At 61.6% G+C, this 12645-nt stretch carries 16 protein-coding genes; 12 read left to right on the top strand and 4 right to left on the bottom strand.

The annotated features are described in order from the left end of the window. Positions 1 to 168 precede the first annotated feature (168 nt). Positions 169 to 696, bottom strand: a complete 528-nt coding sequence (locus L1069_RS12360) for a hypothetical protein (RefSeq protein WP_237455870.1) — start codon at positions 694 to 696, stop codon at positions 169 to 171. A gap of 274 nt (positions 697 to 970) precedes the next feature. Here L1069_RS12360 and L1069_RS12355 point away from each other — a divergent pair, with 274 nt between their 5' ends. Next, on the top strand, positions 971 to 2878 hold the full coding sequence (locus L1069_RS12355) for an elongation factor G (RefSeq protein ID WP_237455869.1): 1908 nt from the start codon (positions 971 to 973) through the stop codon (positions 2876 to 2878). Positions 2879 to 2986: 108 nt separating this feature from the next. Further along, positions 2987 to 3514, top strand: coding sequence for a prolyl-tRNA synthetase associated domain-containing protein (locus L1069_RS12350; protein ID WP_237455868.1), 528 nt, complete (start codon positions 2987 to 2989; stop codon positions 3512 to 3514). Here L1069_RS12350 and L1069_RS12345 read toward each other — a convergent pair. Continuing rightward, complete coding sequence (locus L1069_RS12345; RefSeq protein WP_237455867.1) at positions 3511 to 4263, bottom strand: aspartate/glutamate racemase family protein; 753 nt, start codon at positions 4261 to 4263, stop codon at positions 3511 to 3513. The genes L1069_RS12350 and L1069_RS12345 overlap by 4 nt on opposite strands. Positions 4264 to 4387: 124 nt before the next feature. After that, a complete protein-coding gene (locus L1069_RS12340) occupies positions 4388 to 4969 on the bottom strand; it encodes an NAD(P)H-dependent oxidoreductase (protein ID WP_129369292.1) in 582 nt (193 codons plus the stop codon). Between the two features lie 126 nt (positions 4970 to 5095). Here L1069_RS12340 and L1069_RS12335 point away from each other — a divergent pair, with 126 nt between their 5' ends. The 3 genes from L1069_RS12335 (at position 5096) to L1069_RS12325 (ending at position 7438) form a co-directional block, all read left to right on the top strand. Then, the gene (locus L1069_RS12335; RefSeq protein ID WP_237455866.1) at positions 5096 to 5974 is read left to right on the top strand and encodes a LysR family transcriptional regulator; all 879 of its coding nucleotides are present in this window, start codon (positions 5096 to 5098) and stop codon (positions 5972 to 5974) included. After that, the gene (locus L1069_RS12330; protein WP_237455865.1) at positions 5971 to 6867 is read left to right on the top strand and encodes an EamA family transporter; all 897 of its coding nucleotides are present in this window, start codon (positions 5971 to 5973) and stop codon (positions 6865 to 6867) included. The genes L1069_RS12335 and L1069_RS12330 overlap by 4 nt, the downstream gene beginning before the upstream one ends. A gap of 160 nt (positions 6868 to 7027) precedes the next feature. Beyond that, entirely contained in the window at positions 7028 to 7438 is a 411-nt protein-coding gene (locus L1069_RS12325; protein WP_237455864.1) for a universal stress protein, read from the top strand. Here the strand turns inward: L1069_RS12325 and L1069_RS12320 are convergent. Beyond that, complete coding sequence (locus L1069_RS12320; RefSeq protein ID WP_237455863.1) at positions 7435 to 7779, bottom strand: metalloregulator ArsR/SmtB family transcription factor; 345 nt, start codon at positions 7777 to 7779, stop codon at positions 7435 to 7437. The genes L1069_RS12325 and L1069_RS12320 overlap by 4 nt on opposite strands. A gap of 89 nt (positions 7780 to 7868) precedes the next feature. On the opposite strand from L1069_RS12320, the gene L1069_RS12315 reads away from it, so the two are divergent. From L1069_RS12315 to L1069_RS12285, 7 genes are all read left to right on the top strand, one after another. Continuing rightward, on the top strand, positions 7869 to 8765 hold the full coding sequence (locus L1069_RS12315; protein WP_129372792.1) for a DMT family transporter: 897 nt from the start codon (positions 7869 to 7871) through the stop codon (positions 8763 to 8765). 202 nt (positions 8766 to 8967) lie between these two features. Continuing rightward, positions 8968 to 9303: an AtpZ/AtpI family protein gene (locus L1069_RS12310; RefSeq protein WP_129369297.1), complete on the top strand. Its 336-nt coding sequence runs from the start codon at positions 8968 to 8970 to the stop codon at positions 9301 to 9303. A 40-nt stretch (positions 9304 to 9343) separates the two neighbouring features. Further along, positions 9344 to 10144: a F0F1 ATP synthase subunit A gene (locus tag L1069_RS12305; RefSeq protein ID WP_129369298.1), complete on the top strand. Its 801-nt coding sequence runs from the start codon at positions 9344 to 9346 to the stop codon at positions 10142 to 10144. An 84-nt stretch (positions 10145 to 10228) separates the two neighbouring features. Continuing rightward, positions 10229 to 10468 (top strand): F0F1 ATP synthase subunit C, encoded by a 240-nt coding sequence (locus L1069_RS12300; RefSeq protein ID WP_027242466.1) that lies wholly within the window; start codon positions 10229 to 10231, stop codon positions 10466 to 10468. A gap of 88 nt (positions 10469 to 10556) precedes the next feature. Further along, positions 10557 to 11105, top strand: a complete 549-nt coding sequence (locus L1069_RS12295) for a F0F1 ATP synthase subunit B' (protein ID WP_129369299.1) — start codon at positions 10557 to 10559, stop codon at positions 11103 to 11105. Between the two features lie 4 nt (positions 11106 to 11109). Then, positions 11110 to 11667 carry a F0F1 ATP synthase subunit B gene (locus L1069_RS12290; protein ID WP_237455862.1) on the top strand — a complete coding sequence of 186 codons (558 nt, stop codon included), beginning with the start codon at positions 11110 to 11112 and terminating at the stop codon, positions 11665 to 11667. A gap of 215 nt (positions 11668 to 11882) precedes the next feature. Next, entirely contained in the window at positions 11883 to 12620 is a 738-nt protein-coding gene (locus L1069_RS12285; protein ID WP_237455861.1) for a hypothetical protein, read from the top strand. Positions 12621 to 12645: the final 25 nt, after the last annotated feature.

Below are 12645 nucleotides of genomic sequence, written 5' to 3'. Positions count from 1 at the left end.
GTATGTAGGGGACATGCGATCCATGCGCAAATGCCCCCAAGCTCCTCGTGTCAGTCGTGGGGCAAACCAAACGGGTTTGCCCCCACGGGCGTAACACGCTGGTGGGGGGCGATCCCTGGCACGGGCAGGGACCGGAAGACTCAGTGCTTCCGGACGTTGGAGCAGGCGTTACGCCGATTGACCGTCAGAGTCAACTGTTGCAAGGGGGGCTGCAGGCAGCCATGCATTGATCGCATCGGCCAGCTGCAGCGGGCCGCGGCCATTGGTATAGGCCTCAACCACCGGGTGGCGGCCGGCACTCATGCCGCCGTCCAGTACCAGCACCGGGCGGTAAAGCGTGCGGGTGCGGCCCTCGCTGCGGCTGGTGGTGCTTTCCACCTCGGCGTGGGACAGGTCGGCGAGCCGGTGTTCGGCCTCGCTGTAGCCGAACACCGACTGGCGCCGGATCACGATACTGCCGCCGGAGCGGTCGAGGATCACCTGCACCCGGCGCACAAAGAGGCAGAAGGCGGCAAAGCCCATACCGCCGCCCGCGAGGGCAAAGAAGATGCCGAACCAGAGGTTCGCGCCGCCGGTGCTGGCCGCGCCAAGACCTGCGCCAACAAAGACTAGGATAAACAGGGTAAGGGCGATGCCGATGAACCAAGGGTTATCGGCCAGGATCAGCTGTTCAGGCGTGTTGCGGGTGATTTTCATGGTGTAAGCTTACCCTGGGGAAAGCGGTCCTTCAGGGGAAAATGGCGGACTTTGCGTCAAATTCGTGTACGGGGCGCCGCCGCTACGCCCTCTGCGCGCTTGACTCGGGGCGGGGCGCTTGGCCAACATCAAAAACGGCCCCCTGCTGTCCACTCACCGGCACGGGGCGCTCAGAAGAGCACCGAGGCAGATCTTTGGCACAGGTAAGCTGCACGCCCTTGGCGGCTGCGGTCCTAGGCGGGCATTCGCATCAGCCAAGGGAGGATCTAAGAACATGCGCGTTTTCACTATTCTGGGACCGTCGCAGTCCGGCAAATCAACGCTGGCCACGGCGCTGGCCAATCTGGACAGCGCTGCCGGCAAGCGGCAGGAGGTTGCAGGCGTTGCCGCTTTGCAGCCTTTTTCATTCATGGGCGAGGACTGGGCCGCAATCGACATTGCGGGCGGCGCCGACAATCTGGCGCAGGCTGGGCCTGCACTGGCGGCGAGCGACGCGGCCGTCCTCTGCGTGCCGGCTGATGCCGGGGCTGCGGTGCTCAGCGCGCCGTATCTGCGCAAGCTGGAGGAGGCGGGCATCCCCGCCTTTCTTTTTGTCAACCGCATGGACCAGGCAGCGGACCGGGTGGCAGAGATCGTTGCCGCGCTTCAGGCCTATTGCAGCCACAACATCATCCTGCGGCAGGTGCCGATCCGCGAGGATGGCCAGGTTGTGGGTGCTGTGGATCTGATTTCCGAACGCGCCTGGCAGTACCAGGAGGGCAAGCCTTCGGCGCTGATTGAGCTGCCGGTGGCGATGTATGCGCGCGAGCAGGAGGCCCGCACCGAGCTGCTGGAAGCGCTGGCGGATTTTGACGACACGCTGCTGGAGGAGCTGATCGAAGATCAGAAGGTGATGCCGGAAGAGGTCTATGATGTGGCGACCAAGGTGCTGCAGCATAACGACCTGGTTCCGGCACTGATGGGGTCGGCTGAGCATAAGAATGGCATCCTGCGGCTGATGAAGTCCTTGCGGCACGAGGCGCCTGATGTGGGCGTCGCACTGGAGCGGCTGTCGCAGGACGGCGCGGTGGTGGCCGTCGGCTGCATGGCGGATCTGGTCAAACATCTTGGCAAGACGGTGATGGTACGCGCGCTGGACATAGGCATGGGCAATGGCGCCCCTGTCGGCGGCGCGGCACTGGGGTCGCTGACAGGGATCGGCGGGGCCGTGAACAACGCGTTTCAGGCAGGAGACATTGGGCAGGCGGTTAAATCGGATCATTTGAACCTGGGTTTTGCCTATGGGCCGGAAGGGGCGGCGCCGTTGCCGGATTGGGCGCAGCCGCGGCCTTCGACATTCCGGCGGGTGATCACTCCGTTGAATGAGCGCGACGATGCGCGGCTGTCGGGCGCGCTGGAACGGCTGGCGGAGATCGACCCGGCGCTGGTGGTGGGGCAGGATGAGGCCAGCGGCCATCTGCTGCTGAACCTGCAGGGGCCGCTGCACATGCGACGCATCAAGCAGGCTTTGAAAGACGAGTTCGGCGTCGAGGTGGAGGAGGGGCAGGTGCCTCCGGCGCTGCGCGAGACCATCAGCAAGAGCGTGCAGATCCAATACCGTCACCGGAAGCAGTCCGGCGGCGCGGGGCAGTTTGCCGATGTGGTGATCGAGGTGAAGCCGTTGCCGCGCGGCAGCGGCTTTGTGTTCGAGGAAACAGTGAAGGGCGGCGCGGTGCCCAAGAACTACATCCCCTCGGTCGAGGCCGGCGCGCGCGAAGCGCTGGCGCAGGGGCTGAACGGCCATCCGGTAGTGGATGTCTGCGTGACGCTGAAGGACGGCAAGCATCACTCGGTTGACAGTTCCGACTATGCCTTCCGCACCGCGGGCAAGAACGCGGTCCGGGAGGCGCTGTCTGAGGCCGGCGCGGTGCTGCTGCAGCCGATCATGCGGGTGCATATCCATGTGCCGTCCGTCTTCACCGGCGGGCTGGTGCCGGTGGTGAGCGGCATGAAGGGGCAGATTCTGGGGTTCGAGGCTGAGGACGGCGTGGCCGGCTGGGACGTGTTCGAAACCCTGCTGCCAATGTCGGCGCAGGATAATCTGTGCAACACGCTGGCCAGTGCCACCCGCGGTACCGGCTGGTTCAGCACTGATTTCGACCACTATGAAGAGGCGCGGCGGGCGGATTTCGCCGAGGCCTAGGTCCAGGCTGGCGCAAATCGGGGCGCAGGGGGCGGAACACCTCTTGCGCCCCGCCGCTGTTTTGCGTGATCTGCTCTGCAATTCGACATTGATTTCGCGGAGCACGCCATGGACGCCTCATCAACCTATCAGGACAGCCTGCCTGTCTCTTCGGATGCGCTGCTGAAGCAGCTGGATGACTGGGGCATCGCCTATCAGTTGCATACCCATGTGCCGCTGCGGACGGTGGAGGATGCCAAGGGGGTCGAGGGGCAGTTCATGGTGCCGGGCGAAAACGCGCTGCGGCTGAAGAACCTGTATCTGCGCGACAAGAAGAAGCGGAACTATCTGGTGACGCTGCAGCAGGACCGCGAAATCGACCTGAAGGCGCTGGGCGCGGAGATGGGTGCCGGCAACCTTTCGTTCGGCTCCGCTGACCGGCTGCTGGAGAACCTCGGCATCCGCCCCGGCGCGGTCAGTCCGCTGGCGATGATCACCGGCGCAAAGAAAGGCGTCACCTTCTATATGGACGCCGCTGCACAGGAAGCGGATGTGATCTATATGCACCCGCTGGTCAATGACCGCACGGTGGCGATGAAACGTGCCGATGTGATGGCATTCTTTGAAAAGACCGGCTGCGAGGTCAGCTGGGTCTAACCGGCCCGTTCCTCCTCCAGCGCAAGATCCAGCGCGGCGGCAACATGGGCGGCAGAGGGGTTCACGAACAGGAAGCCGCCGGTCTCGAAACTGACGTCGTCGATGTGGTCAGGGAAGGCCAGCGGCAGTTCGGTGCAGGCCAGCAGAATGGCGGTGCCGGGCCGGGCGTGTTTGGCGCAAAACCGCAGCAGACGGTTCTGTGCGCCACTGGCCGCGCCGCCATGGAAATCCTCGTCGATCATGGCCTGCATTCCGATGATCTCTTCCTCCGGCAAAGGGTCATTGGCGCTGACCCCGTGTTCGGCGAGTACGCTGGCATAGTTGCGGGCCTGCATGGTGACAGCGGTGCCCAGGACCAGCGCATGGGTCGCGCCGATGGCGGCGGTGGCTTTGGCAGTGGTGTCAAAGATGCTGAGGATGGGCATCATTACCCCGTCGCGGATCGCATGCAGTCGCGCGTGCGGAGTGTTGGAGGCGATTAAGGCAAAATCACAGCCCGCGCGTTCCAGGGTCAGCATGGCCTCTCGAAAGACGGCGTCGAAAGCGGCCCAGCTGGCCTCATCACCGGGGCGGCCGCGCAGAGCGCGGGTCTGGGCTTGAACAACGGATTCGATGGCAATGGGCGGTACCGGTAGCGGCGATGTGGCGCCGCGCTCCGCGAAGAACCGTCCAGCGCCCTCGCAGATGGCGCGGTAGTAATCGACGGTGGAGGCCCAGCCGACGCCGCCGAGAATGCCGATTTTCTTCATTGAGTTGCCTGCCCTTTAAACGCTGATGCTGGCAGATTGGCACGGCAGCGGAGGGGTGCCAAACTTAAAAGACCGCCGGCCCCCCCCCGATGGAGAGCTGGCGGCCGTGCGGATGTGCAGAGGATCAGGCCGCCAGGGCTTCGATCTGGGATTTTGCCTTGGCCAGGGCGCTGTCAGCGCCGGCCATCAGGGCGTCGGCGGCCACGATCTCAACCTCGGTGATGCCGATGAAGCCCAGCACGTGGCGCAGATAGGTGGTCGCAAAGTCGATGTCAGAGCCCGCCTGAGTGCCGCCGGAGGCCACTGCGATGATGGCGCGCTTGCCTTCCAGCAGGCCGACGGGACCGGTTTCCTCGTAGCGGAAGGTGACACCCACGCGGGCCACCAGGTCAATCCAGGCCTTGAGTGTGGACGGCACCGAGAAGTTGTAGATCGGCGTGCCGATCACGATGGTATCGGCCTGTTTCAGTTCCTCCACCAGCGAGTCGGAAAGGGCAAGCTGCTGCTTTTGTTCATCGCTGCGCTGGTTTGCCGGGGTGAAGTTGGCCCCGATCCAGGCGCCGTCCAGCAGCGGCAGCGGCGCAGCCAGATCGCGGCGGATCACATGGGAGGCGCCAAGGCGGCTGGTTATCTGCGCCGAAAGATCGCGGGAAACGGAGCCATCGATGCGGGCGGAGGAGTCGATATGGAGGATGGTACGGGCCATTACAGTATTCCTGTGCTTGTTGCTGGCAGGAATTTGGGTTATTGCATTTTCGAACGCAATGCCGCTCAAATCACATGAATTGTGCGTTTTTGTGGGGGATGCAATTCCGCTGGCAAGGAGGCCGCCATGGATAATTGGGACGAAGTCCGCACTGCCTATCAAGTGGCCCGCATGGGCACGGTCAGCGGTGCCGCCGAGGTGCTGGGCGTGCATCACGCGACGGTGATCCGGCATATTGATGCGATCGAGGCGCGGCTGGGCGTTAAGCTTTTTCAACGCCATGCCCGCGGCTATACCCCGACGGAATCCGGTCAGGACTTGCTGCGGGTGGCGCAGGCGACCGATGACCAGTTCAGCCAGCTGGTCGGGCGGCTGAAAGGGCAGGGCGACGATGTGTCGGGGGAACTGGTTGTGACCTCGCTGGCGTCCTTTGCGCCGATGATGGTGCCGGCGTTGAAATTGTTTCAGGATATGCATCCGGGGCTGATCATCCGCTACCTGACCGGCGACCGGCTGTTCCGGCTGGAGTATGGCGAGGCGCATGTGGCGATCCGCGCGGGCAATGCACCGGATCAGCCCGACAATGTGGTGCAGCCCTTTATGAAACAGCAGATCGGGCTTTATGCCTCTAAGGCTTATGCCGAAGAATACGGAATGCTGAAGGGTGTCGAGGATATTCCCAATCACCGGTTTGTCGGTCAGGACGATGAGAGCAGCAGGGCGCCGTTTTCGCGCTGGTTGCGGGCCAATGCACCGGCCGAGGCCATCGCCTTTCGCTGTACCGATGGCTTTACCCTGAAGTCAGCGGTCCGCAGCGGTGCCGGGATTGGCTTTATGGCGGCCTGGGAGGCGCGGCGGCAACCGGATCTGGTGGAGATGATGCCGCCGCAGGAGGACTGGGAAGGCGCATTGTGGCTGGTGACCCATGTGGATCTGCACCGGACCACTAAGGTGCAGGCGTTCCTGACGTTCCTCAAGGAACAGGTAAAGGACTGGCAGCTGTGAGCGAGGCACTGCGCGGGCATTTGGCGATGCTGTTGTTTTCGGCCCTGGTGGCGGGGTCTTTCTCGCTGGGTGTCATGGTCGCCAACGAGATTGCACCAGCGGCCTTGAATGCGGCGCGGTTTGGTATTGCCGCTGTGGTGATCGGTGTCGCGGCGCTGGCCACCACCGGGCTGCAACGGGCGCATTTCCGGGCGCCGTGGCGGTTTGCGGTGCTGGGCGGGCTGTTCGGCGGCTATTTCGTGCTGATGTTCTACGGGCTGCAGACGGCGGCGCCGGTCAGCGCAGCGGCAGTGTTCACGCTGGTGCCGTTGATGAGCGCCGTGTTCGGCTGGCTGCTGCTGCGGCAGATCACTACCGGCTGGATGGCATTGGCGCTGGCGATTGGCGCGGCAGGCGCGGTCTGGGTGATCGTGCGTGGTGATCCGGGCGCCTTGGCTGCCTTTGAGATCGGCCAGGGCGAGGTCATCTATTTCTGGGGCTGCGTGCTGCACGCGATCTATACGCCGATGGTGCGCAAGCTGAACCGGGGCGAGCCGGCGGTGGTGTTCACCTTCGGGATGCTGCTGGCGGGCGGCGCGTTGCTGGCGGTATTCGGCTGGCAGGACATTCTGGCCACCAATTGGTCCCAGCTGCCCGGTATCGTCTGGATCGGTCTGTTCTATCTGGCGGTCTGTGCCAGCTCTGCCACCTTTGTGCTGCTGCAATATGCGGCGATGCGGCTGCCCTCGGCCAAGGTGATGGCCTATACTTATCTCACCCCCAGCTGGGTGATCCTGTGGGAGATCGCGCTGGGCCGCGGCGCGCCGCCGGGCCTGGTGCTGATCGGGGTGGCGATGTCGGTGGTGGCGCTGGTGATGCTGCTGGAAGGGGCGCGGTCGCGGGGCCCGGCCTGAACGCAACGGGCCTGAACGCAACGGGCCTGAACGCAACGGGCCTGAACGCATTGGGCCTGACCGCCGGCGGGCCTTCGCCGCCGCTTGCGGCAGGTCAACGCAATTCCCTTGTTTTCCGCTATACTGGTCCTGAGGGACTCTTCGGATAGAGGAGGGAGAAATGTTCAAGCATATCATGGTGCCCGTTGATCTGCACATGCCCGCAACGGTCAAGAAAGCCCTGGATGTGGCAGCGGACTTTGCCAAAAATCACAGCTCGCGCGTAACACTGGTGCATGTGACGGATCAGCAGGTCAAGCGCGGGCATACCGTCGGGCCGTCAGGTGACGAGCTGGCGGACCTGGCAAACAAGATGGCGGCAGAGACCGGTGCAAGGGTGGAGGGGCTGCCGGTCTATTCTGTGGATGTCGGATCAGAGATCGACTCCATCCTGCCCCGGACCGCTAAGGAGCTGGAGGTGGATCTGGTTGTGATGGGCACCCATATGCCGGGGATCCTGGATTATGTGTTTTCGTCCCACGCCAGCCATCTGGTGCTGCATTCCGAAACCTCGGTATTTGTGGTGCGCTAGGGGTCCGGCTGCGCGTCCTCTGACAGATGCTCGGTCTCCAGAAAGCGTTCAAAGGCATCCAGATTGACCGGTTCGAACTGGCCGAAGCCCTGCATCCAGACCGAGGCTGCGCGCATGGCATCCGGTTGCAGCTTGCACCATTTGACCCGGCCATGCTTTTCCTGCGCGATCAGGCCTGCGCGGGTCAGGATAACCAAGTGTTTTGAAATTGCTGCCAGCGACATCTCAAACGGTTCCGCCACATCGGTCACCGCCATATCGTCCTCCAGCAGCATGGTGAGGATCGCCCGGCGGGTGGGGTCGGCCAAGGCCGCAAAGACGGTGTCAAGAGGGTCGCTCATGCCTGATACTCCTATCCATCGTCCGGCAGTTTGACAATCTGTCCTGAACCGTCATGGTGGCGCCTTTTAAGCGCACGGGGATTGATGGCATGGCATTGAAATACTGGCTGGTGATATTCATTCTCGGCATCGGCTGGGGCATGTCGTTCATGTTCAATGCCATTCTGCTGCGCGAATTGGGGCCGTTGTCGGTGTCGATGGGGCGGGTCGGATTTGGCGCGCTGGGCTGCTGGATCTATGTGCTGGCGGCACGCAAGCGGGTGCCGGCAGAGCCTGGGCGCTGGCTGGCGCTGTTTGGCTTTGGAGTGCTCAGCTATGCCGGGCCGTTTGCCTTTTACGCGCTGGGCCAGCAGCATATCGCAAGCGGCGTGGCCGGGATTGTCAATGCGACCACTCCGGCGCTGGCGGTGGTTGTCTCCCATTTCTGGCCCGGCGGCGAGCGCGCAACCGGGTTGAAGTCACTAGGGGTGGTCTGCGGGTTCCTTGGTATCGTGCTGCTGTCGCTGCCTCTGCTGGATAGCGGCCGGTCGTCGGAGATCTGGGCGGTGCTGATCACTCTGTGCGCGCCGCTGTGCTATGCCTTTTCGGTCAACATCGCGCGACGCTTTAAGGATATGCAGCCGGTGGTGCTGGTGGCCATTGCGCTGACCGGGGCCACCGCGGCGATTGCGCCGCTGGCAATCTGGAGCGAAGGCCTGCCGCATGTGACGCGGATTGAGACCTGGGCCTCCTTGTTCATCATCGGTTTTGTGCTGACCTCAGCCGCTTTCATCGCCTTTTACTGGGTGCTGCCCAAGGTGGGGCCAACCAACATTACCCTGCCAACGCTGATCGCGCCGGTTTCGGCGCTGTTCCTTGGAACCTACATCCTGAAGGAGCAGCTGCTGGCAGAGCACCTGTGGGGCATGGCAGCGATCCTGCTGGGATTGTTGCTGATCGACGGGCGGATTGTGCGCTGGCGGATGGCAAAACCGCCCATTCGCTAAAATCAACCTTTTGGTTGAATATGGAAACTGGGGTGGATTGGCGCCAACGGTTGCTGCGGCAGAGCGGCGCGGTTTTTCGAGAGATCAAATTATCACTTATAAATCAGCGACTTGGTGGTGTATTGAATCTTCTTCCCTTGTAATTGACTCCTAAGCCCCATGGCCTTAGCAACCTCATAGAAATCGCGTGAGGATGGCGCCCGTGACCGACGACGACCAAAAGCAGCGCATGGCGCAGCTGGAGGAAAAGCTCGCGGCGGCGCGTAAGGCACAGCAGCCCAAGCCGCGCGCGGATGAGCACTATTCCATGGCCAATCAGGCTTGGCGGATGGTGATTGAATTGGTGGCCGGTCTCGGGATTGGCTTTGGCATCGGATACGGGCTGGACCTTCTGTTTGGAACCCTGCCCATCTTCATGGTGCTGTTTGTAATGCTGGGCCTTGCGGCTGGAGTGAAGACAATGCTTCGCACCGCGCAGGAGATCCAGGAACAGAAACTGGCCGATGAGGCCAAGAAAAATGCGCAAGACCGGGACTGATCCGACGGGATCAAACGCCGGCGACAGGAGAAGCGGACCGATGGGCAAAATTTTCTTTTACGCAGCGCTGGCGCTGGTGCTGGTATCCGGCCTGATTTTCGCCCCGGCGGAGTCAAAACTGGCAATCCACCCGATGGATCAGTTCAACGTGGCAGCGCTGTTTGGCGATCACATCTCCTGGTACACCCCGACCAACGTGACCCTGTGGATGGCGCTGGCTGTTGCCGCGGTGTTTGCGCTGCTGGTCATGGGCTCATCGCGCCGCGCCATCGTGCCTGGCCGCGCCCAGTCGGTCGCGGAACTGGCTTACGGCTTCATCTACAAGATGGTTGAGGACGTGGCTGGCAAGGACGGCGTCAAGTTCTTCCCCTACATCATGACCCTGTTCATGTTCATCGTGATGGCCAACTTCCTGGGCCTGATCCCCGGCTCGTTCACCACCACCTCGCACATCGCGGTGACCGCGGTTCTGGCGGCGCTGGTGTTCTTCACTGTGACCATCGTAGGTTTCGTCAAGAACGGCGCTGGTTTCCTGGGCCTGTTCTGGGTGTCGAGCGCGCCGCTGGCGCTGCGCCCGATCCTGGCCATCATCGAACTTATTTCCTACTTCGTGCGCCCCGTCAGCCACAGCATTCGTCTGGCAGGCAACGTGATGGCCGGCCACGCGGTTCTGAAAGTGTTCGCAGGCTTTGCCGCAGCACTGGGCATGTTCAGCTTCCTGCCGATCTTTGCCATCACCGCGGTTTACGCACTCGAAGTTCTGGTGGCCTTCATTCAGGCCTACGTCTTTACCATCCTGACCTGCGTGTACCTGAAGGACGCACTGCACCCGAGCCACTAAGGCCAGGATCTGAAAATCCGCGGGCGCAGCCTGACCGGCGCGCCTGCTCCCCGAAATGCACATTCCATCGTAAGGAGAAACATCATGGAACTCGTAGCAGCAGCAGCACTCGGCAAATTCATCGGCGCAGGCCTGGCAGCAATCGGTTCCGGCGCAGCCGCAATCGGTGTGGGCCACGTTGCCGGCAACTTCCTGGCAGGCGCTCTGCGTAACCCGTCGGCAGCTGCCGGCCAGACCGCAACCCTGTTCATCGGCATCGCATTTGCAGAAGCACTGGGCATCTTCTCGTTCCTGGTTGCGCTGCTGCTGATGTTCGCCGTCTAAGACCTCAGGAACCTATTTCCTTACGGCCGGGCAGTGCGGCCTAAATCCGCTCTGCCCGGTGTAACGGCAAGTTCCCAAGGAGGACGACATGGCATCTAATACGCAAGACGCAGCACACGGCGCCGCAGACGCAGCGCACGGGTCTGCTCCGGGTATGCCGCAGCTGGACTTCTCGACCTTCGGGAACCAGATCTTCTGGCTCGCGGTCGCTCTGGTCGTGATCTACCTCATCCTGTCGCGCGTCGCGCTGCCCCGCATTGCGGCTGTGCTGGCCGAGCGTCAGGGGACCATCACCAACGACCTCGCCGCGGCTGAAGACCTGAAAGCCAAGGCAGTCGAGGCCGAAAACGCATATAACAAAGCTCTGGCGGATGCCCGTGCCGAATCTCAGCGCATCGTTGCTGAGACACGTGTGGAAATTCAGGCCGGGCTGGACGAGGCAATTGCCAAAGCAGACGAACAGATCGCTGCCAAGGCCGCCGAGTCCGAAAAGGCAATCGCCGAAATCAAGGCCGGTGCGCTGGAAAGCGTGAAGGCTGTTGCAACCGACACCGCAGAGGCGCTGGTGACGGCGCTGGGCGGTTCGGCAGACGCAGACGCAATTGCCGCGGCAGTTGCCGAGCGGACGAAAGGATAAGGACATGCGCAATATTCTCGCCCTTGCCCTGACCTTCGGTGCAGTTTCGCCTGCCTTTGCTGCCGGCGGCGGCCTGGACCTGTCCAACACCAATCTGGTTGTGGGTCTCGGCTTTGTACTGTTCGTTGGCATTCTGCTTTTTGCCAAAGTGCCATCGCTGCTCGCAGGCCAGCTGGATAACCGTGCGGAAGGTATCCAGAAGGAACTGAACGAAGCCCGCGCGCTGCGTGAAGAGGCCCAGACCGTTCTGGCGTCTTATGAGCGTAAGCAGCAGGAAGTTCAGGCCCAGGCTGATCAGATCGTTGCTGCCGCCCGTGACGAAGCTGCCCGCGCAGCGGAGCAGGCCAAAGCGGATCTGCAAACCTCCATTGCCCGCCGTCTGGCGGCTGCCGAGGAGCAGATCGCTTCGGCGGAAGCCTCGGCTGTGAAGGAAGTGCGCGACCAGGCGATCACAATCGCTGTTGCTGCTGCGGATCAGGTGATCTCCAAGCAGATGACCGCCGCAGAGGCCAACAAGCTGATCGACGCCGCCATCGCGGATGTGGACGCCAAGCTGCACTAAGCCTGTGCTGATACAGACAAGTTAAAAGAACCCGGTCCGAGTGGCCGGGTTTTTTGTTTGGGGAAGGGGCGTTTTGAGCCCCAGATCGACCGATGCTGCGCGGCGCGTGGATGGCAGCTTCTGAGGCATTATTGTATTAGCAACCTCTTGGAACCCTTGATCTGATACAGATCCCTATGAGGGGCGGAAATCGAACTGTAAGTTAAGGAAGCCTGATGAGCGTCATCGACGAAATCATGCGAAAAGATTCTTCTACGTGGATCGACAGCCAAATCATCGCACTGCCTGACCGAGGGAAATTCCGAGCATCGAGTGCGTTGCGATCACTCCAGTGGGCAAACGGTATATTCGACGCGGGGATGCCAATTCCTGCATGCTTCTGCGCGCTTCACGCAACGGAAGAAGCCGTTGCGGCATTCGTATCCTGTGCAAAAGAGTGCGGTTATGACGAGGCGAAGAAAATCAACATTAAAGATCACATGGCAAAGGCGACAGTATCGCTTTTGGCTCAAAAGGTTTCAGGTATTCTGTTCCATTATCAAGTCGCCGTTGCGCTCAATGTTGAGACACAGACCTTGGCCGCACGATACATTGTAGATGGCGAAACTCACTACACCGAGGCCTCAACGAAGCTCTTCCATTTCCGCGATCATGAAGCGCAGATAATGCCAGACTTCTACGACGAGGTGGTCAATATGTTTGGCGACGTTGCTGAATTGAAGAAGGCAGTTAAGATTGGGCAAGAGGCTCGTAACGCTATCTTCTATGCATCGAGCGACGGCTATCCAACCGGGTTTGATGATCCAAGTGAATCACTTGCCAGAGAGTGTCAGCTTACGCTTGGGTTGATCTGGGGCGCTATTGATTTGACAAAAAATGCGGGCCAGAAAATACCATTTATTGAACAGGCACTGGTGACTGCCAACAGAGTAATTGCTGAGCTAAAGCGGTAGATTAGAAACGAAAACAAACCTTGGT

Origin of the sequence: Leisingera sp. MMG026 (genome assembly GCF_021654205.1) — a bacterium.
GTDB lineage: Bacteria > Pseudomonadota > Alphaproteobacteria > Rhodobacterales > Rhodobacteraceae > Leisingera.
Note: the sequence above shows the minus strand (reverse complement) of the source record. Positions and strands in the feature narration are given on the sequence as shown.

Coding starts and splice junctions, on each gene's coding strand:
- L1069_RS12300 (WP_027242466.1), top strand. CDS start 10,229: ATGGAACTCGTAGCAGCAGCAGCACTCGGCAAATTCATCGGCGCAGGC.
- L1069_RS12315 (WP_129372792.1), top strand. CDS start 7,869: ATGGCATTGAAATACTGGCTGGTGATATTCATTCTCGGCATCGGCTGG.
- L1069_RS12295 (WP_129369299.1), top strand. CDS start 10,557: ATGGCATCTAATACGCAAGACGCAGCACACGGCGCCGCAGACGCAGCG.
- L1069_RS12325 (WP_237455864.1), top strand. CDS start 7,028: ATGTTCAAGCATATCATGGTGCCCGTTGATCTGCACATGCCCGCAACG.
- L1069_RS12290 (WP_237455862.1), top strand. CDS start 11,110: ATGCGCAATATTCTCGCCCTTGCCCTGACCTTCGGTGCAGTTTCGCCT.
- L1069_RS12345 (WP_237455867.1), bottom strand. CDS start 4,263: ATGAAGAAAATCGGCATTCTCGGCGGCGTCGGCTGGGCCTCCACCGTC.
- L1069_RS12305 (WP_129369298.1), top strand. CDS start 9,344: ATGGGCAAAATTTTCTTTTACGCAGCGCTGGCGCTGGTGCTGGTATCC.
- L1069_RS12320 (WP_237455863.1), bottom strand. CDS start 7,779: ATGAGCGACCCTCTTGACACCGTCTTTGCGGCCTTGGCCGACCCCACC.
- L1069_RS12355 (WP_237455869.1), top strand. CDS start 971: ATGCGCGTTTTCACTATTCTGGGACCGTCGCAGTCCGGCAAATCAACG.
- L1069_RS12350 (WP_237455868.1), top strand. CDS start 2,987: ATGGACGCCTCATCAACCTATCAGGACAGCCTGCCTGTCTCTTCGGAT.
- L1069_RS12360 (WP_237455870.1), bottom strand. CDS start 696: ATGAAAATCACCCGCAACACGCCTGAACAGCTGATCCTGGCCGATAAC.
- L1069_RS12335 (WP_237455866.1), top strand. CDS start 5,096: ATGGATAATTGGGACGAAGTCCGCACTGCCTATCAAGTGGCCCGCATG.
- L1069_RS12285 (WP_237455861.1), top strand. CDS start 11,883: ATGAGCGTCATCGACGAAATCATGCGAAAAGATTCTTCTACGTGGATC.
- L1069_RS12340 (WP_129369292.1), bottom strand. CDS start 4,969: ATGGCCCGTACCATCCTCCATATCGACTCCTCCGCCCGCATCGATGGC.